General features: G+C 36.7%; 14 protein-coding genes and 1 pseudogene. 5 read left to right on the forward strand and 10 right to left on the reverse strand.

The features are described from left to right. Positions 1-320: 320 nt before the first annotated feature. Positions 321-1,219 (reverse strand): annotated as a pseudogene (locus ACQKMV_RS07030) (DMT family transporter). A 232-nt stretch (positions 1,220-1,451) separates the two neighbouring features. On the opposite strand from ACQKMV_RS07030, the gene ACQKMV_RS07035 reads away from it, so the two are divergent. Further along, positions 1,452-2,168 carry an MgtC/SapB family protein gene (locus ACQKMV_RS07035; protein WP_427426518.1) on the forward strand — a complete coding sequence of 239 codons (717 nt, stop codon included), beginning with the start codon at positions 1,452-1,454 and terminating at the stop codon, positions 2,166-2,168. 15 nt (positions 2,169-2,183) lie between these two features. Then, positions 2,184-3,179 (forward strand): cation diffusion facilitator family transporter, encoded by a 996-nt coding sequence (locus ACQKMV_RS07040; RefSeq protein WP_427503115.1) that lies wholly within the window; start codon positions 2,184-2,186, stop codon positions 3,177-3,179. A gap of 131 nt (positions 3,180-3,310) precedes the next feature. On the opposite strand, the gene ACQKMV_RS07045 is transcribed toward ACQKMV_RS07040, so the two are convergent. From ACQKMV_RS07045 to pruA, 5 genes are all read right to left on the reverse strand, one after another. Continuing rightward, complete coding sequence (locus ACQKMV_RS07045) at positions 3,311-3,973, reverse strand: hypothetical protein (RefSeq protein ID WP_427503116.1); 663 nt, start codon at positions 3,971-3,973, stop codon at positions 3,311-3,313. 320 nt (positions 3,974-4,293) lie between these two features. Then, positions 4,294-5,457, reverse strand: coding sequence for an iron-containing alcohol dehydrogenase (locus tag ACQKMV_RS07050; RefSeq protein ID WP_427503118.1), 1,164 nt, complete (start codon positions 5,455-5,457; stop codon positions 4,294-4,296). A gap of 410 nt (positions 5,458-5,867) precedes the next feature. Continuing rightward, a complete protein-coding gene (locus tag ACQKMV_RS07055) occupies positions 5,868-7,112 on the reverse strand; it encodes a Glu/Leu/Phe/Val family dehydrogenase (protein ID WP_427503120.1) in 1,245 nt (414 codons plus the stop codon). Between the two features lie 83 nt (positions 7,113-7,195). Continuing rightward, entirely contained in the window at positions 7,196-8,389 is a 1,194-nt protein-coding gene (locus ACQKMV_RS07060; protein WP_427426512.1) for an ornithine--oxo-acid transaminase, read from the reverse strand. Positions 8,390-8,649: 260 nt separating this feature from the next. After that, positions 8,650-10,194: an L-glutamate gamma-semialdehyde dehydrogenase gene (gene pruA, locus ACQKMV_RS07065; protein ID WP_427426511.1), complete on the reverse strand. Its 1,545-nt coding sequence runs from the start codon at positions 10,192-10,194 to the stop codon at positions 8,650-8,652. A gap of 146 nt (positions 10,195-10,340) precedes the next feature. On the opposite strand from pruA, the gene ACQKMV_RS07070 reads away from it, so the two are divergent. Continuing rightward, a complete protein-coding gene (locus ACQKMV_RS07070) occupies positions 10,341-11,648 on the forward strand; it encodes a sigma 54-interacting transcriptional regulator (RefSeq protein WP_427503121.1) in 1,308 nt (435 codons plus the stop codon). A 405-nt stretch (positions 11,649-12,053) separates the two neighbouring features. On the opposite strand, the gene yugI is transcribed toward ACQKMV_RS07070, so the two are convergent. The 3 genes from yugI to ACQKMV_RS07085 form a co-directional block, all read right to left on the reverse strand. Next, positions 12,054-12,431 (reverse strand): S1 domain-containing post-transcriptional regulator GSP13, encoded by a 378-nt coding sequence (yugI, locus tag ACQKMV_RS07075; RefSeq protein WP_427426509.1) that lies wholly within the window; start codon positions 12,429-12,431, stop codon positions 12,054-12,056. 85 nt (positions 12,432-12,516) lie between these two features. Beyond that, positions 12,517-14,169 (reverse strand): hypothetical protein, encoded by a 1,653-nt coding sequence (locus ACQKMV_RS07080; protein WP_427503122.1) that lies wholly within the window; start codon positions 14,167-14,169, stop codon positions 12,517-12,519. After that, complete coding sequence (locus tag ACQKMV_RS07085) at positions 14,162-14,710, reverse strand: RNA polymerase sigma factor (protein ID WP_427503123.1); 549 nt, start codon at positions 14,708-14,710, stop codon at positions 14,162-14,164. Before ACQKMV_RS07085 ends, ACQKMV_RS07080 begins: the two co-directional genes overlap by 8 nt. Positions 14,711-14,967: 257 nt before the next feature. Here ACQKMV_RS07085 and ACQKMV_RS07090 point away from each other — a divergent pair, with 257 nt between their 5' ends. After that, positions 14,968-16,302 (forward strand): sodium-dependent transporter, encoded by a 1,335-nt coding sequence (locus tag ACQKMV_RS07090; protein ID WP_427503124.1) that lies wholly within the window; start codon positions 14,968-14,970, stop codon positions 16,300-16,302. A gap of 200 nt (positions 16,303-16,502) precedes the next feature. Here ACQKMV_RS07090 and ACQKMV_RS07095 read toward each other — a convergent pair whose 3' ends face one another. Beyond that, a complete protein-coding gene (locus ACQKMV_RS07095) occupies positions 16,503-16,763 on the reverse strand; it encodes a DUF1871 family protein (protein ID WP_082172888.1) in 261 nt (86 codons plus the stop codon). A 72-nt stretch (positions 16,764-16,835) separates the two neighbouring features. On the opposite strand from ACQKMV_RS07095, the gene ACQKMV_RS07100 reads away from it, so the two are divergent. After that, positions 16,836-18,008, forward strand: coding sequence for a MalY/PatB family protein (locus ACQKMV_RS07100; RefSeq protein WP_427503125.1), 1,173 nt, complete (start codon positions 16,836-16,838; stop codon positions 18,006-18,008). Positions 18,009-18,042: the final 34 nt, after the last annotated feature.

The following is an 18,042-nucleotide window of genomic DNA, read 5'->3' on the forward strand; positions in this document are numbered from 1 at the left end:
CAGCGTTCGTCCTGAGCCAGGATCAAACTCTCCATAAAAAGAAATTTGATTAGCTCAAATTGTTTTGCTGGCATCATGTTTGATGTCCAAAATTTTGTTTCGTTCACTAACTTGAGGTCAGCTACTAAAAACTTTATTGATTACGTTTTGCTTGTTCAGTTTTCAAGGTTCATTTCGTCGTTGTTTTCAGCGACTTTATTATCATAACTTGTATTCAACAAGAAGTCAACAACTTTTTTAAAATCTTTTTTAAAATCTTTTTTTCAAGTCGTCCTTCTTGTTAAGGACAAGTAATAATATATAATATATCATTTTTAAAATCAAGCTTTTTTCGAAAAAAAATTAAAAATCTTTTTCTCATCGACTACAAACAATAGAATTCCTACTAGAACAATTACTCCACCAATAATTTGTGTGGCTATTAAATACTCTTTAAAAATTAGAAGAGCTAAAATGGCCGCGCCAATTGGTTCAAATAATATCGCAATGGAGACTACATTTGTACTGACGTATTTGATAGACCAATTAAATAAAGTATGACCTAATAAGTTAGGAACTATCGCTAATAAAATAAACCATATCCAGTCCATATTAGAATAAGGGCCGAACGATTCACCATTAATAAGAACGTAGACGAATAACGTAATTGTACTAACAGCATAAACAATCATCGTATAAGTCACAAGAGATAACCTCTTACGTACATCTTGTCCAAATAAAAAGTAAGATGTAACAAGTACGCATGCAACAAGAGCAAGCATGTCTCCATAAAATGCAGTACCGCTAAGTTTAAAATCTCCCCAACTAATTAAAATACTACCAGCAATAGCAATCGCTCCTGCTAATATGGTTTTCAGAGTAATTTTCTCTTTAAAGAAAAAATATGTACCTAAAAATGCAAACAATGGCTGTAGTGCAACCAAAACTGTAGAACTTGCTACCGAAGTGAAATTGAGTGATTCAAACCACAAGATAAAATGGAAGGCTAAAAAACACCTGCAACTGAAGAAAATAGCCAATCACGTATTCTTAATTTCTTTATCTCATTAGTGTACTTCAAAAAAAATAGAGGAGCCATTATTAGTACTGAAAACAACATACGGTAAAATGCAATAACCCCTGCTTCTGCATTTGCTAATTTTACAAATACGGCAGATAAAGATACAGAAATAACTCCAATAAAAATAGGGATGTATGGATGAATTTTCGGTTTCTCCATAAAATCATCCTCCAACCACTTATATATGAGCATAATTACCTCCGGATTGCTTTCGCTTCCAAAACCATTTGTAGCTGACGCTTCACTTTCTCTACAAAAATATCTGCTCAAGAAATTAAAAATACTTATACTTCATTACTATCGTGATGTACAATACAAAAAAGTAATGTACATATAATAATGACACCTTGCATATCTCTTAGCAATACGAAATATCTGAGGAGGGTTGCGTATGGAGACCTTTGAAAATTTGATTACATATGAAGTTGGCATAAAATTAGTAATCGCAGCCACATTAAGTTTAGTAATCGGCATTGAAAGAGAATTAAAAAAGAAGCCTGTAGGATTAAAAACCAGCTTAGTTATCGCTACATTTAGCTGTTTATTAACAATCATTTCGATTGAAACCGCCTACTCAACACCCCCAAGATCAGGCGTTAATATTACAATGGACCCTCTACGCTTGGCTGCCCAAATTGTTAGTGGAATTGGATTTCTGGGAGCAGGTGTTATTTTAAGACGTGGGAATGATAGCATTTCAGGTTTAACAACTGCAGCAATGATTTGGGGAGCAGCCGGGATAGGAATTGCAGTTGGTGCAGGCTTCTATATGGATGCTACATTAGCTGTTATTATCATTGTTTTCGGAATTGAGGTTTTATCGCCGTTTCTAATGAAAATAGGACCAAAAAGGATTCGCATGCGAGAAATATCATTGAAAGTTCAAATTAACAACGATGACAATAGTGAATCCTTTCTACAATTTCTCAAGGAAAACAATATTGTCATCGAGAACATGCGCATTCTAGATATTCCAAATCATGATAACGTTTTTCACGAATTAGATTTACGCCTATCTTTAATTATCTCTGATAACTTATTGTCATTTTATCGTTCATTACGAGCACTACCTTATATAGAAAAAATCGAAATGGAAATTTTAAATTAGTTGGAGGATTCTTTCGTGGCAGAAATATTGAAACTATTAAAAAACGGTAATAAACCTTCTCTGCTGGCAGCGGTTGTCAATGCCTTTTTAGGAATTATTAAAGGTGCTGCCTTCTTCTTTACAGGTAATGTTGCCATGTTTGCAGAAATGATGCACTCTCTAGGAGATGCAGCAAACCAATTATTCGTTTATATCGGCTCGGCGCTTTCAAAAAAAGCACCGACAAAACAATTTCCTGGAGGCTTTGGCCGAATTGTAAATTTAGTTTGTCTTTTTGCAGTTATTATCGTGGCAATTCTTTCTTATGAGACTATAAAAGAAGGCTTGCATCATTTTATGCATCCTGCTGGAGAATCTAAAGGAATGCTCATTGCACTTGGCGTATTATTAATCGGTATTGTTTTAGAAGGGTCAGTTCTTGCGAAGGCTGCCGTTGAAATACTACATGAGGCTGGGCAGGAAAAAACGGGGATAATAACAGCTATTCCTAAAGCCATCCCCTATTTAAATCGTGCAAAACCAGCTACAAAATTAGTATTTATGGAAGACTTAGTTGCTACAGGAGGTAATGTCTTGGCCTTCGCTGCTATTTTAATCGCACATTTTACAGGCTGGACAAGAATAGAAGGACTTGTTTCAATGATTATTGGCTGTATGATGTTCTATGTAGTAGCAAAAGTTTTCCTTGATAATGCACGTGGAGTTATTGGTGAAACTGACGAAGAAATGCTCAATCATATTGCTCACCTTGTTATGGACGATCCAAATATTAAAGATATTGTTCGCTTAGAAGTCGTTAAAGAAGGTGAATTTTTACATGTTGAATTAGTTGCCGAAGCTGATCCCAACCTATCACTCGCTTTTCTAGATGATGTACGCGACCATTTAACAGAGGTCCTTTTAAGTCAGAAGGGCGTATCAAAAGTGGCCATTTTATTTGATGAGGATAATGGGAAACTTGATTGGGTGCATATTGGCGAAAGACCGGTAAACTCAACATTCAAACAATAACATCATTATCCAAAACATTTTTTCTAAATAAGATAAATAGCCAATTGCCATATTTCAGGCAGTTGGCTATTTTTTATACTTGTACTAGATGACTCTGACTTTGTTCTCGTTTAATTGTATCTCTTCATTACTTACAAAATTTGATTTGTAATCTTAAAAGTTAATACCATTTTTAATGCGATAATCTTTTTTACACCGTGCTGTTCAATAACGATTTTTGAAAATTTTAATGTTGCTAATCGATTAGCCAATGCATATTCTTCTGCATTTGTAATCCTTCTTCCGTCTGCATAGCAACCTAAAATGAAATTACCAGCATAAGAATCTTTCAATACATTAGGATGCATAGATTGATAATGGACCTCTGCAATCGAATCATCATTATTCATCATTTGATAAGACATCAAATAATGTTTTAAAGCACCTTTTAAATCAATCGCGATAGCTGTATCTGCTAATATTGTTCGATAATAAACTTGCACTATTTCAGCATCCCCTAAATAAGGTTTCACTTCTACAACGATTTCCCCAGAAGGACGTACAAACACTTGTACACTTGCTTTATTTACACCATCTGTAAAGGTAATATTCGTTTGACCAAATTGTAAGCTTTTCAAAAAAATATTTTGATCAAGTATATATCCCGAGACAATTTGATTATTCTCAACTTGCAGTGATTTCGCTTCAATTCCCAATACTTTTACACCATTTTGTATTTTATAAACATGCTGCTGAAATGACGTCTCTATGCATCGCAATGTGACACCGCGATCTTCAAGCAATTGTTTCAACATTTACTCTCTCTCCATCCTAGTTTATTATTGTCTTTATTTTAATAAACATAGTTGAACAGAATCTGAACAATTCTATAATTAGTTATTTACTTAGATTTTTGTAGATTTGAGAATTCGCACAACAAGTTCCAATAAGAAACATCACCAAAACTAATTAGAAGACGCAAATTTTCACTACGAACCACTCTCTTTCTCGCAAGAAGCTTTGCTTTGAGACGAAGGTAAAATATCCACAACAAAATCTGAACCTACATTTTCCTAATCAACATGCCTAAAAAAATACGAGACTACATCGTGTAGTCTCATATCCATTTTCAATATTAAAGTGAGTTTTGCAAAATTGTACGAACATCTTCTTCCAGTAATTTGTTGAAGTTTCCAAAAGGTCCATTTTGCATAGCATGCTCTACAATTTGGTTAAATTTCGAATCATCGATTTCATAATCTGCAAGGCGATTCGGGGCTCCTATCGAAGTCCAGAACGCCGATAAACGATCAATTCCTTCGTATGCAACCTCTTCTTGTGACTTACCTGTAGCGTCGACACCGAAAACGCGTGTTGCAATGCCTGCAAAACGCTCTGGATTCACAGGTACACTTAGACGCATCCAATGTGGTTGTAATATCGCTAAACCACCTGCGTGCGGAATATCGTAAACTGCAGATACAGCGTGCTCAATATTATGTGACGCCCAATCACCGCGAGAGCCAATTGATAAGAATCCATTTAACCCAATTGTTCCGGCTAATAAAATCGTTTCGCGTAACTTGATATTCTCTAAATCTTCTATTAATTTAGGCGCTGTTGTAATGACTGTCCGTAATACTCCCTCACACATTTCATCTGTAATCGGTGTATTCGTCGTATTATGGAAATATTGTTCAAGTACATGCGACATCATATCAACAATACCGTAAACTGTATGATTTTTTGGTACTGTCACTGTATTTGCTGGATTTAAAATCGAAAATTTCGGGAATACAGCAGGGCTTCCCCAGCTTAATTTTTCTTCTGTCGCAGCGTTTGTAATAACAGAGCCCGAGTTCATTTCAGAACCTGTTGCAGCTAGCGTTAATACCGTCCCAAGCGGTAAAGCGTCCTGCACAAATACTTTACGCTTTACAATATCCCAAGCATCGCCATCATATTTTGCACCAGCGACTATTAACTTAGAACAATCAATGACAGAACCGCCACCAACAGCTAGAACTAGATCAATTCCTTCTTTTTTACAAAGATCAATACCCAGTCTTGCTGTTTCCACACGTGGATTTGGCTCTACACCGCTTAATTCAAATATCGTTTTATCCGCTTCTTGTAATTTCTCGATGACTGCATTGTATACACCATTTTTCTTAATGCTGCCTCCACCATATACAACTAACACCTTTTTACCATACTGCGCTAACTCATTAGATAGCTTTTCTAGTGCTTCTTCACCAAAATGTAACTTCACTGGGTTATAAAATGTAAATGAATCCATTCAATTCGCCCCTTTCTAGTTGGATTTTCTCATATTTCTGTTGATGAAAGCAAAGATTAAACTTTGGACATATGCTCTTCATAAACTATCCATCAGTTCGTCCACCCTATCCATCGCCTCAACAGTTCTATCCGTCTGTTCAGATTTTGTTCAGTTAGCCCATGTATAGTAAAAGCTTATTACATGAAACAAAAGGAATTTTATTTATGCTTATTATTGTGATTATTAGCTGTGTCGTTATTATTGTTGGAAGTTTCATACTTATGTGCATACTGCAAATAAGGAAAGAGCGAAAAGAAAAAAGATGGTGTTAGAGCAACGTCTTGAACATCTTATTCAGACGAATAAAAAAAGAAAAAACGAGTCATCCCATTATTGAAGGAATGACTCGTTTCATATTTAAGTTTTGATTAAACCCATCCACGGAAGCGAGAAGCTTCTGCAGTGCGGCGAACACCTACCATATAAGCTGCTAAACGCATGTTAATGTTACGTGTTGTTGCTGTTGTATAAACGTTTTCAAATGCATCAACCATTTTTTTGTATAGACGTTCTTCAACTTCTTCTTCTGTCCAGTAATAACCTTGGTTATTTTGTACCCATTCGAAGTAAGAAACTGTTACACCACCAGCCGATGCTAATACGTCTGGTACAAGTAAAATGCCACGATCAGTTAAAATTCTAGTTGCTTCAGCAGTTGTCGGACCGTTCGCTGCTTCTACGACGATGTTTGCTTTAACGTTGTTTGCGTTGTCAGCAGTAATTTGGTTCTCGATAGCAGCTGGCACTAGAATATCACAATCAAGTTCTAATAATTCTTTGTTTGAAATTGTATTTTCAAATAATGTTGTTACAGTACCGAAGCTATCACGACGATCTAATAAATAGTCGATATCTAAACCTTCAGGATCATGTAGTGCACCATAAGCATCTGAAATACCGATTACTTTCGCGCCTAAATCATGCATAAATTTCGCAAGGAAGCTACCTGCGTTACCGAAGCCTTGGATAACAACGCGTGCACCTTTAATTTCAATGCCACGTTTTTTCGCTGCTTCTTGAATAACGATTGTTACACCTTGTGCAGTTGCACGGTCACGACCTTGAGAACCACCAAGCACTAGTGGCTTACCTGTGATGAAACCTGGTGAGTTGAATTCGTCCATACGGCTGTATTCATCCATCATCCAAGCCATAATTTGTGCATTCGTAAATACGTCTGGCGCAGGAATATCTTTTGTTGGTCCTACGATTTGACTAACTGCACGTACATATCCACGGCTCAATTTTTCGATTTCATCCATAGACATTTGACGAGGGTCACAGATGACACCGCCTTTACCACCACCGTAAGGTAGATCCACGATACCACATTTCAATGTCATCCACATTGAAAGCGCTTTAACTTCCTCCTCAGATACTGCTGGATGGAAACGTACCCCACCTTTAGTTGGTCCTACTGCATCATTATGTTGTGCACGATAACCAGTAAATACTTTTGTTGTACCATCATCCATTTTCACTGGAATGCGTACTTGTAGCATACGAAGCGGTTCCTTTAATAATTCATACATTGCTTCGTCATAGCCAAGTCTATTTAGAGCCTCTTGAATAACTACTTGAGTTGATGTGAACAGATTTAAGTTTTCAGACATATTAAATCGCCTCTTTGTTTTTTTTAATGATAGTATATCGGCATCATTGTAACATACTTCCGAATTAAAATGTGAACATTTTGTTAAATATTAAATACTTTTTCAATTTGTTCGATTGACCAATCCAAATCTTCTTGTGAAATAACAAGTGGTGGTGCAAATCGAATGACTGTATCATGTGTTTCTTTACATAATAAACCTAATTCTTTAAGCTTTTCACAGTATGGACGTGCTGCCTCTGTTAATTCCATTCCGATAAATAAACCACGCCCACGAACTTCTTTAATTACTGGGTTATTGATTTCTTTTAATTTGCCTTTAAAGTATTCACCAAGTTGGTGTGAACGCTCTGCTAATTTTTCATCTAGTAATACTTTAATTGAAGCAATAGATACAGCACATGCTAAAGGATTACCACCGAACGTTGAACCGTGTGATCCTGGATTGAATACACCTAAGATTTCACGATTTGCAGCTACACAAGAAATCGGGAATACACCACCACCTAAAGCTTTACCTAGGATGTACATATCTGGCTCTACTTCTTCCCAATCACATGCAAACATTTTACCTGTACGCGCTAAACCAGCTTGGATTTCATCTGCAATGAATAAAACATTGTTTTCACGGCATAGCTCGCGAGCTGCTTTTAAGAAGCCTTCAGATGGAATAACGATACCAGCTTCACCTTGGATTGGTTCAATTAAAAACGCTGCTGTGTTTGGAGTAATTGCAGCTTTTAATGCTTCTAGGTTACCGTAATCTACTAACTTAACATTCGGTAACATTGGACCGAAGCCACGACGATATTCTTCGTCAGATGATAAAGATACAGCAAGCATTGTACGACCATGGAAGTTACCATTACATGCAATGATTTCAGCCTTGCCATCCTCTACACCTTTTACATCATATGCCCAACGACGAGCTGCTTTAAATGCAGTTTCTACCGCTTCTGCACCTGTATTCATCGGTAATACCATCTGTTTATTCGTTAATTTACCAACAAGCTCATACCATTCACCAAGGTTTTCGCTATAAAATGCACGAGAAGTTAAAGTTACTTTATCAGCTTGTTCTTTTAACGCAGCGATAATTTTTGGATGACGATGTCCCTGATTCACAGCAGAGTAAGCTGATAGCATATCTAAGTATTTGTTACCTTCTGGATCTTTTACCCAAGCACCTTCAGCCTCTGAAATGACGATTGGTAGCGGGTGATAGTTTGCAGCACCAAAATTTTGAGTTTGTTCAATAACTTGTTCTGTTTTTGTCATGTAATATTCTCTCCTTACTTTCATGATGAAAAATCTATGGAAGACTGTTCTTCTATAAACTAAATAGGAATAATTTTATTCATCAGCATTTTCTGAATATAGAAAAAACAAGAATCTGCTCGCTACTCCTCGGTAAGCCGCCTCGACATTAGCGTCTGCGGTTCTTGCCGGGTTTGCTTTCCCAGGAGGAGTGTCGCAGATTCTCTCTTTTAAAATGATCTACTTATAGCCTTATCATCTAACTAATTATTTTTTAAACATTAAAGCATTTCAGAAGTTGTTTTTGCTTGCATGTGAAGTTGTAGATAGTCAGGGCCACCTGCTTTTGAGTCTGTACCTGACATATTGAAGCCTCCGAATGGTTGGTAACCAACGATTGCACCAGTACAGCCACGGTTAAAGTATAAGTTACCTACATGGAAATCTTCACGTGCTTTTTCTAAGTTCATACGATTATTTGTAATAACCGCACCAGTTAAGCCGTATTCAGTATCATTTGCAATATCAATTGCTTGATCGAAATCTTTAGCTTTTGTAATGGCTACAACTGGTCCAAAGATTTCTTCTTTCATAACTCGTGCAGAAGGAGCTACGTCTGCAAATACTGTTGGTTGGATGAAGTAACCAACTGAATCATCAGCTGTACCACCTGCAACAAGGCGACCTTCACCTTTACCAATTTCAATGTACTCTGTCACTTTATTGAAAGCTGCTTGGTCAATAACTGTTGCCATGAAATTGTTGAAGTCTGATGGGTCACCAACTGTTAACGTGTTTGTTAATTCAACTACACGTTCAACGACTTGGTCATAGACATCTTCAACGATAACAACACGAGAACATGCTGAACATTTTTGACCAGAGAAGCCAAATGCTGATTTTACGATAGATTGTGCTGCAAGCTCAAGATCTGCTTCTTTATCAACTACGATTGTATCTTTACCGCCCATTTCAGCGATAACACGTTTAATCCAAATTTGACCGTCATTTAATACAGATGCACGTTGGTTAATACGTAAGCCTACATCACGAGATCCTGTGAAGCTGATGAAGCGTGTTTTCGGATGATCAACTAAGTAGTCACCTACTTCTGCACCAGAACCTGGTACAAAGTTCACTGCACCTGCTGGAAGACCAGCTTGCTCTAATACTTCGATAAATTTATAAGCAACTACAGGTGTTGTTGAAGCTGGTTTTAATAATACCGTGTTACCTGTTACTAAAGCTGCAACTGTTGTCCCTGCCATAATTGCGAATGGGAAGTTCCATGGTGAAATAACAATCCCAATACCTAATGGAATATAGTCATAACGGTTGTATTCACCTGGACGGCTTTCTACAGGTTGACCTTCTTTAATACGTAACATTTGACGACCATAGTATTCTAAGAAATCGATTGCTTCTGCAGTATCTGCATCAGCTTCAGCCCATGGTTTACCTGCTTCTTTTGTTAAAAGTGCAGAGAATTCATGTTTACGACGACGGATAATTGCCGCTGCTTTGAATAGTACATCAGCACGAATGGCTGGATCTACTTTTTTCCAAGTTTTAAATGTTTCGTCTGCAGCTTGCATCGCTTTTTCAGCTAGTTCTTTGTTCGCTTTTGATACGCGACCAATTACTTCTGTTTTCTTTGCAGGATTATATGAAACGATTTTATCTTCTGTAGTAATACGTTCGCCACCGATAATAAGTGGATAGTCTTGACCTAAATAACTCTCTACTTTATTTAATGCCTCTAAATATGCTTTGTTATTTGCCTCTTGAGTAAAATCTGTGAATGGTTCGTGTTTGTATGAAATCATACTAAATCCTCCCTCGTGAGATGTGTTTTAAGTGTGCAAAAAACGTTGACGCAAAATATTTTTGCGTTTAGAATATTCTTACACTTATTATAATGCAAAATTTTGTTGCATATTTCAAGTAAAAAATTTTTTGAGGTGCACATTTTATGAAAAATTCTGAACCCATACTCCCTTTTTATGAGTTTATTGCAACAAATGTATCTGTTGGTATTCATGCTGTAGACCTTTCCGGCAAAACAATTATTTATAATACAAAGATGAAAGAAATTGAAGGATTTCATATTGATGAATTAGCAGATCGTTCTGTTATTGAAATGTTTTCCTTCCGCCAGCATGAAAGTACTTTAATGCGTGTATTACAAACAGGAAAAAAAGAAATTAATGTAAAACAAACTTATTGGAATAAAAATGGTCATGAAATTACAACTATTAATGATACTTTCCCACTTTATGTCAAAAATAAACTAATTGGAGCTATCGAATTTGCTCGTGACATTACATCACTCGAAAAATTAGTTTATCAGCCCCTTCGTCGATATGGTGAACCTTTAACATTCGATATGATTACAGCTGTTTCCGAATCGATGCAACAAGTTATCGCAAATGCAAAAAAAGCAGCAGCTGTGAAATTACCGGTATTACTAATTGGGGAATCGGGGACAGGAAAGGATTTAGTAGCAGAAGGCATGCACCATGCAGCATCGACTGACCCTGAAGCATTTGTAACTTTAGTGAGTCGTCGTTCTGCTCAATCTGTTTTAGATAAATTACAAGAGCTCTTACAGGATGACAAGTCATATACTTTTTTCTTTGAACGCATTGATTTTTTAAGTCTAGACATTCAAGAGCAACTATTAGAGATATTACAATCTCTTCCACAGTCTAAATACATGCTCATTGGGAGTGTAGGAAGCGATCCCATTACATTAATCGCAGAGAAGAAACTTTCAAAATCGCTGTATTATTTCTTTGCAACAATGGCCATCACCATCCCAAATTTAACAGATCGAAAAGAGGATATTCTTCCGTTTGTAGATGATTACTTTAGCCGCCATCGAGAACGCTTTGCTTCAAATATCGCGGAACTAGCACCTGATGTACGGGATTTATTTTTGCAATATGATTGGCCAGGAAATTTAAAGGAGCTCGAGCTATTACTAGATGAAATTGTGTCGTTTATGACCACTGAATCAACAGTTATCTCAGATTTACTTCCCATGCATTTTCGCTTTAAGGTACAGCAGCAAGACACATCCAATCACGAGCCAGAATTCTTTATGTTCCAGCAACAAAATGATGTTATGCCACTCGATGCTTATTTACGTGAAGCCGAATCATATTATGTGCAAAACGTCTTAAATTTATATGAAGGCAATATTACAAAGGCCGCTAGTGCGCTTGGCATGAGTCGTCAAAACCTACAATATCGAATTCGAAAAATAAAGAATCAATAATTTTCAGCTATAATTGAATACAAAAAAACGAGGATGCCTTCATACTTGAAAGCCTCCTCGTTTTTTCCCCTCATTAACAGGCAGTAATTATCTGTACCGAAATTGAAGCGTCAGGTCGCCTCAAATTTCAGCAAAAGCAAAGAAGTTAGGTAAAATAACTGCCTGTAAATGCCCGATTGGTGAATACTAATAATCAGTGGGGATAAAGAACTCCCCACTGATTAAAGTTTCACTTTACCCCGCATTAACAGGCAGTAATTTATCTGTACCGAAATTAAAGCGTCAGGTCGCCTCAAATTTCAGCAAAAGCAAAGAAGTTAGGTACAATAACTGCCTGCAAAAGCCCGATTGGTGAATACTAATAATCAGTGGGGATAAAGAACCCCCACTGATTAAAGTTTCACTTTATTGTCCTGACTGCTCGATCCAGTCTTGTAATTTATCTTTTAGGGAATTAAAACCATTTGCATCCGATTCATCTACACGGTCCTGCAATGATTTACGTGGTAGTACATCTTTTTTACGCAATGTTGCTGGGCGCTCCTGCAAAGCACGAATCGATAAACTAATTTTTTCGGCATCTTCATCGATTTCAAGTATCTTCACTTCTACCTCTTGCCCAACTGACAAAAATTCACTAACGTCCTTTACAAAGCCGTACGTAATTTCGGAAATATGCACAAGACCTTGTGTATCTTCGTCAAGCGCAACAAATGCACCGTACGGCTGAATACCTGTAACTTTTCCGTTCAACACGTCTCCTAATTCATATTTTTTTACCATAAACTTTGCCCACTTTCTTTTTGTTTGCTACGTATATATCACCATAAATTATAACATACGTGTATTAGCGGGGCAAAAAATCTCTTTATTCGTTAATAGCACTAATTAGGTAATGTTGCTCACCATTTTTATTTACTACAGAGGTTAATTTAAAGGATAATCGCTGTCCAATTTCTCCATGCGCCGCATTTTTTACAGCGGCATTAATAGTAAGTGACGCCCCCTCTATTTCATGAAGAGCTTTAAATTTTTCCATCCCATCAAACTGTACAACTGTATTTATATCTAAATCATCAGTTAATAGTCTTTGAGCTACTTCTCGATCCCCGATTCCATGTGCATATAAAAATAAACTAACGATATTAATTGGATTTAATGTGTCAATAATTGTATCATCCCCCGTCTCTACATACGAATTGTAAAGAGTTTTAGTTTGCTCAATCCAACCATCATTAATTGCTATACTTGTTGTCCCATCCTCCGTCTGCATAAATAAGTCTTCTCGTGCATATAAAATTCCCATCCATATATCGTATGTTGTTAACTGTTCTAGAGTTTTAGATTGTCCAGTTAACTTTATTTCATCTAGTATTAATTGAGCTGTTTTGCTCATTGCCTCACCATATTCGCCATTCGCAATAATCGTTAATAGATTCATGTATTCAGGCTTATATTGCCCAGTTTTTGTACGAATTGGATTAGTGTCAGTCCCTTTAAAAATGGTAAGCCATGCATTTTCAAACTCTCCCTTCAATACGTTAAAATTATCCATGTCTGTAGAATTATCTGCTACAAGTGTTTTTTCATAAAGACGCAGAATAGTTGCCGAATCCTCTATAGAATAGAGTAAATCCCCACCAACAAGTAATGTGCCAGTAGCCAAGTATTTAAAATATCCTAATACACTTGGGTGAAGGCGATCAATGTATTCGGGCGCGTCTTTCCCGAATACAGGATTTGGTCGAAAACTATAACTTTGTCCATTATATTGCAATTCAAAATCTTGCTTTTTAGCCGTAGCAATTAATTTATTTAGGTCTTCTGGGAGACTTTTTGGTTTTTGAGATAATACTTTTTCATACTGAGCAAGCTTATTAGAATAATAGTGTGCGATTTCTTCTACTGAGTAAGAATATTTACTATAAAAGTAATAAGATTCTTTATATGACATTGGATCTGCGTAAGTTTCTATACTCTGTATTCGCTCACGTGGTGTTTGTAGATTATCCAATATATCTGTTTCTACTCCTTTTCTAAAGTCATCATTTGCGTTCTGTAGTCTTAAAATCATCTCTTTTCTTTTAGATAAATCGTACAATTCATTATCTGCAATTTGAACTATTTCACTAAACTCTTTCTCTGGTATGTCGAGCTCTTTACGCATATGCTCACGCTTTTCTTGATATTTTTTTGTAAGGTTTGAAAGCCATTCGTTATATTCTTGTTCTTGTTTCTGTTTTTGGTTTTGTCCAGCAGTTTGATCAAACGTAGACGGATTCATAACATACGACGAAACAAAAACACTTAATAAAAGTACACTTGCAATGCTTGCTATCCAGACAGTTGGCTTTTGCCATCTTGAAGGGGGCTTTTTTGTTGTTACTGTTTCTGGTGATTGTTGTGTTGCATTTTCTGCCTCGATTTGTGCGAAAACGGCTTCTGGATCTAACTGTGGTTCCATACGATCATAGGATTTTTTTAGAAGTTCCATTCGTTTTTCAAATTGTTTATCATCCATTTTCAACACTCCCCTCTTGCAATAACCCCGCTTTGAGCTTTTCCTTTGCACGTAAAAGACGAACTTTGACAGTTGATAACGAAATATTTAATACCTCCGCTATTTCCTCATACTTTAATTCATGAAAGTAAAATAATATGATAGGATAACGATATTTTTCATCAAGTGCTTTAATAGCATTATGTAATAGCCTATCCTCCTCAAAATTAAGGACATGCTTTTCTGCGGAAGATGAGGGCATTTGTTGCTGAGCATTTAGCCTTTCTTCCTTTACCTGCTCTCGTTGTTCTTTGCGATAATAATCACGCGTGGCATTCAATGTGATTTTATAGAGCCATGTCGTAAAACGATCCTGCTTAAATTGATCTAAAAAACGATAGAGCTTCACAAATACCTCCTGTGAAACATCTGCTAAATCATTACTATGAACGCCGCATTGAAAGGCAAATTTTTCAACTGTTCGTTGATGTATTCGGATTAGCTCTATATAGGCGTCTTTGTCTCCTTGCTGAGCTCTTTCGATTAATTCAATTTCTGTCACAGCCATCCCTCCTTTGTGTATGAAACGAAACATCACTCCCAATTGTTACATATTTTACTTATTATTAAAAATCTATGTATTTTTCCGGTAAGATTTGTAACTCCGCCGCTAAGACCCCAAATTTCGCCGGTTGAACCAAATATTTAGTTACTAGAACTACCTCTGCTGTATGTATGAACTAATTTACTGAAATTTGCTTGTGTTATGAGAAAATATTGCGGTAAAATAAAACTTTAGTATAAGGAGGATTTATTTTCGTGTCTTCGAGAGATCAATTTACAACTAAAATTGGGTTTATTTTAGCTGCTGCTGGAAGTGCTATAGGATTAGGAGCTATTTGGAAGTTCCCTTACATGGCGGGTACTAACGGCGGAAGTGTCTTTATTTTACTATTTATCCTATGTACATTTGTCATCGGCTTGCCGGTGTTAATTGCAGAATTTATGATTGGACGCCGTGGGCAAAAGGATGCCGTCACGTCGTTTAAGGAACAAGCACCAGGAAAACCATGGTACTTAATTGGATGGGGTGGCATGATTATTGCCGGTCTAATACTTTCATTCTATAGTGTTGTTGGCGGCTGGATTTTAAGCTATTTGGGTCGCGCTATAACATTCCATCTCAATAGTTCAAATGGTAATTATGCAGATTTGTTTGGTAACATCATTTCAAGCCCATTTGAAGCAGTGCTTGTACAAGGATTATTTATGTTATTAACTGTTGTGATTGTATCAGCAGGTATTCAAGGCGGTATTGAAAAAGCAAGTACTTGGATGATGCCTCTATTATTCATCTTCTTCATCATATTAGTTATACGCTCTTTAACATTGGACGGTGCAATGGAAGGTATCAAATTTATGTTCGTCCCTGATTGGTCCTATTTAAATGCAGAAACATTTTTAAAGGCGCTTGGACAAGCATTCTTCTCGTTAAGTGTTGGGATCGCGGTAATGATCACATATGCTTCCTATCTACCGAAATCAGAAAAGATCGGAAATTCAGCCATCAATGTTGCATCGATGAATATCATTATTTCTTTACTTGCAGGTCTTGTAATTTTCCCAGCAGTGTTTGCACTTGGCTATAAACCTGATCAAGGTCCTGGCCTAGTATTTATTATTTTACCTGCTGTTTTTGAGCAATTACCTCTTGGTGGACTGTTCCTAACGATTTTCTTTGTACTCTTACTCTTTGCAACTGTTACTTCTTCCATTTCCATGTTAGAAATTGTCGTGGCTATCGCAATTGGAGATAAGCCTGAAAAGCGGAAAAAAATCGCTTGGATTGGCGGTATTATTATTTTTATCGTTGGTATTCCGAGTGCACTATCATTCGGCATCCTATCTGATGTAAAAATTTTAGATCGCTCTATTTTCGATTTTGTAGACTTTTTGACAAATAGTATTGGTATGCCAATCGGAGCCTTCCTGATTTCTATCTTTGCAGGTTATTATTATACAAAAGATATTTCTCGTAAGGAGCTTGCCACTTCTAGTCTGATGTTCAATATTTGGTATATTTCAATTCGTTATGTTTCCCCGATCGCTATATTTATCATTTTCATTCAGGGGATTTTACCGTTGTTTAAATAAAAAAAACGAGGTTGTCTAAAATTGAAAGACAACCTCGTTTTCTATAGAAAAGCAAAAGCATCATTGCGACCGGATTCGCTTTCACAGATTGTGAAGTTATTAGCCTGAGTTCCTCTATTTCAGCGGATGTTTTTTGTGCGAAAGCGTAGTGCTAACATAGCGACAGCAACAACAGATGTTTGGATACTCGCTGAAATAAGTTAAATAATACATTTTGCTTCAAATTTTATCGCAATAAGTTTGTATGAAATAGCTACACAATCTTCAAATGGAATCCATTCTTCAAACGAATGCTCATATGTTTCTTGTATAACCTTTGCAAGAGTAGATGGATCATCAATACCTTGCAATGCTGCTACAACATCTGCTGTTTCAGTATCATAATGGTCTGGACCTAAGTGGAATGGATCCCACTCCTCTAGCAGATGTACGGCTGCTTGATTCATTTTTATATTTTCCAAAATACTCACCTATTATCCTTTTATCATACTCGTATGATACCATAGTAAATAAAAAAGAAAAGAGTGATTTGCTTGTCTATTTTCGATCAAACTATTAAACGTCGTTGTACAAACTCTGCAAAATGGGACGCAATGGAAAACGTATATGGGCTACAAGATGCTTCAGACATCCTACCAATGTGGGTAGCTGATATGGATTTTACTGCTCCAATAGCCGTATCAAAAGCGCTACAAGAGCATGCTGAAAAAACTGTTTTCGGCTATAGCTTTGTTAGCGATGAAGCTATACAAGCGATCGTAGACTGGCAGAATGCTCATCATGATTGGCACATTGACAAAGAATCAATTGTTTTCTGTAATGGTGTTGTCGCTGCTTTAGCGGATAGTATCAAGGCACTGACAAATCCAGGAGATAAAGTACTTATTTCCTCACCCGTCTACCCACCATTCTATAACATCCCGAAAAGTAATGCTCGAGAGATTGTTAATTGTCCTTTAGTAGAAAAAGATGGGACATTTGTTTATGACTTTGAAGCCTTTGAGAAAGCACTTGCTCAAAATGTGAAAGCCTACATATTGTGTAATCCACATAATCCAGGGGGCTATGTATGGGATGAAACTACATTAAAGGAAATCGTACGACTATGTGCAAAATATGATGTAGTGATTATTTCCGATGAGATTCATTCTGATTTAATGTTGGATGGCTCAAAACATACACCATTAGCAAAAATCGCTGGTGATGAAGTTAATCGTATTATTACGTGCATGGCACCGACAAAAACATTTAATCTAGCGGGTATTCAAGTTGCTTATATGATTGTGCCGGATAAGGAAAAGCGTATGCTACTAGAAGCCGTTCATATGGCTAGTGGGCAAGGCTCATTAAATACCTTTGCTTCTGTTGCACTTCATGCTGCTTATAATGAGGGTTCTCCATGGTTGGATGAAATGCTTACTTACATTTCAAACAATATGGACTATGTGATTGCTGAATTAGAACAATTAGATGGTATCCATATTACAAAACCTCAGGGCACTTATTTGCTTTGGATTGATTATCGAGAATTAGGACTTGATGAAGAAGAAATCATGAAACGCTTGCTGGAAAATGGCAAGCTAGCATTAGAGCCTGGGACAAAATACGGCGAAGAAGGTAGCGGCTTCCTACGTATGAACGTTGCTTGCTCATTTGATACAGTGAAAGACGGTGTTCAACGCTTTAAGCAAGCACTTCAGCGATAGTAAGTAAATAGTGAAGGATATCTCAAGTTTTTAC

It is taken from the genome of Lysinibacillus sp. NPDC094403, assembly GCF_050278745.1.
GTDB lineage: Bacteria > Bacillota > Bacilli > Bacillales_A > Planococcaceae > Lysinibacillus.

What these genes read in the sequence shown, in the direction of transcription:
- ACQKMV_RS07035 (WP_427426518.1), top strand. Translation starts at nt 1,452, where the DNA reads ATGGAGACCTTTGAAAATTTGATTACATATGAAGTTGGCATAAAATTA.
- ACQKMV_RS07045 (WP_427503116.1), bottom strand. Translation starts at nt 3,973, where the DNA reads ATGTTGAAACAATTGCTTGAAGATCGCGGTGTCACATTGCGATGCATA.
- ACQKMV_RS07050 (WP_427503118.1), bottom strand. Translation starts at nt 5,457, where the DNA reads ATGGATTCATTTACATTTTATAACCCAGTGAAGTTACATTTTGGTGAA.
- ACQKMV_RS07055 (WP_427503120.1), bottom strand. Translation starts at nt 7,112, where the DNA reads ATGTCTGAAAACTTAAATCTGTTCACATCAACTCAAGTAGTTATTCAA.
- ACQKMV_RS07060 (WP_427426512.1), bottom strand. Translation starts at nt 8,389, where the DNA reads ATGACAAAAACAGAACAAGTTATTGAACAAACTCAAAATTTTGGTGCT.
- pruA (WP_427426511.1), bottom strand. Translation starts at nt 10,194, where the DNA reads ATGATTTCATACAAACACGAACCATTCACAGATTTTACTCAAGAGGCA.
- ACQKMV_RS07070 (WP_427503121.1), top strand. Translation starts at nt 10,341, where the DNA reads ATGAAAAATTCTGAACCCATACTCCCTTTTTATGAGTTTATTGCAACA.
- yugI (WP_427426509.1), bottom strand. Translation starts at nt 12,431, where the DNA reads ATGGTAAAAAAATATGAATTAGGAGACGTGTTGAACGGAAAAGTTACA.
- ACQKMV_RS07080 (WP_427503122.1), bottom strand. Translation starts at nt 14,169, where the DNA reads ATGGATGATAAACAATTTGAAAAACGAATGGAACTTCTAAAAAAATCC.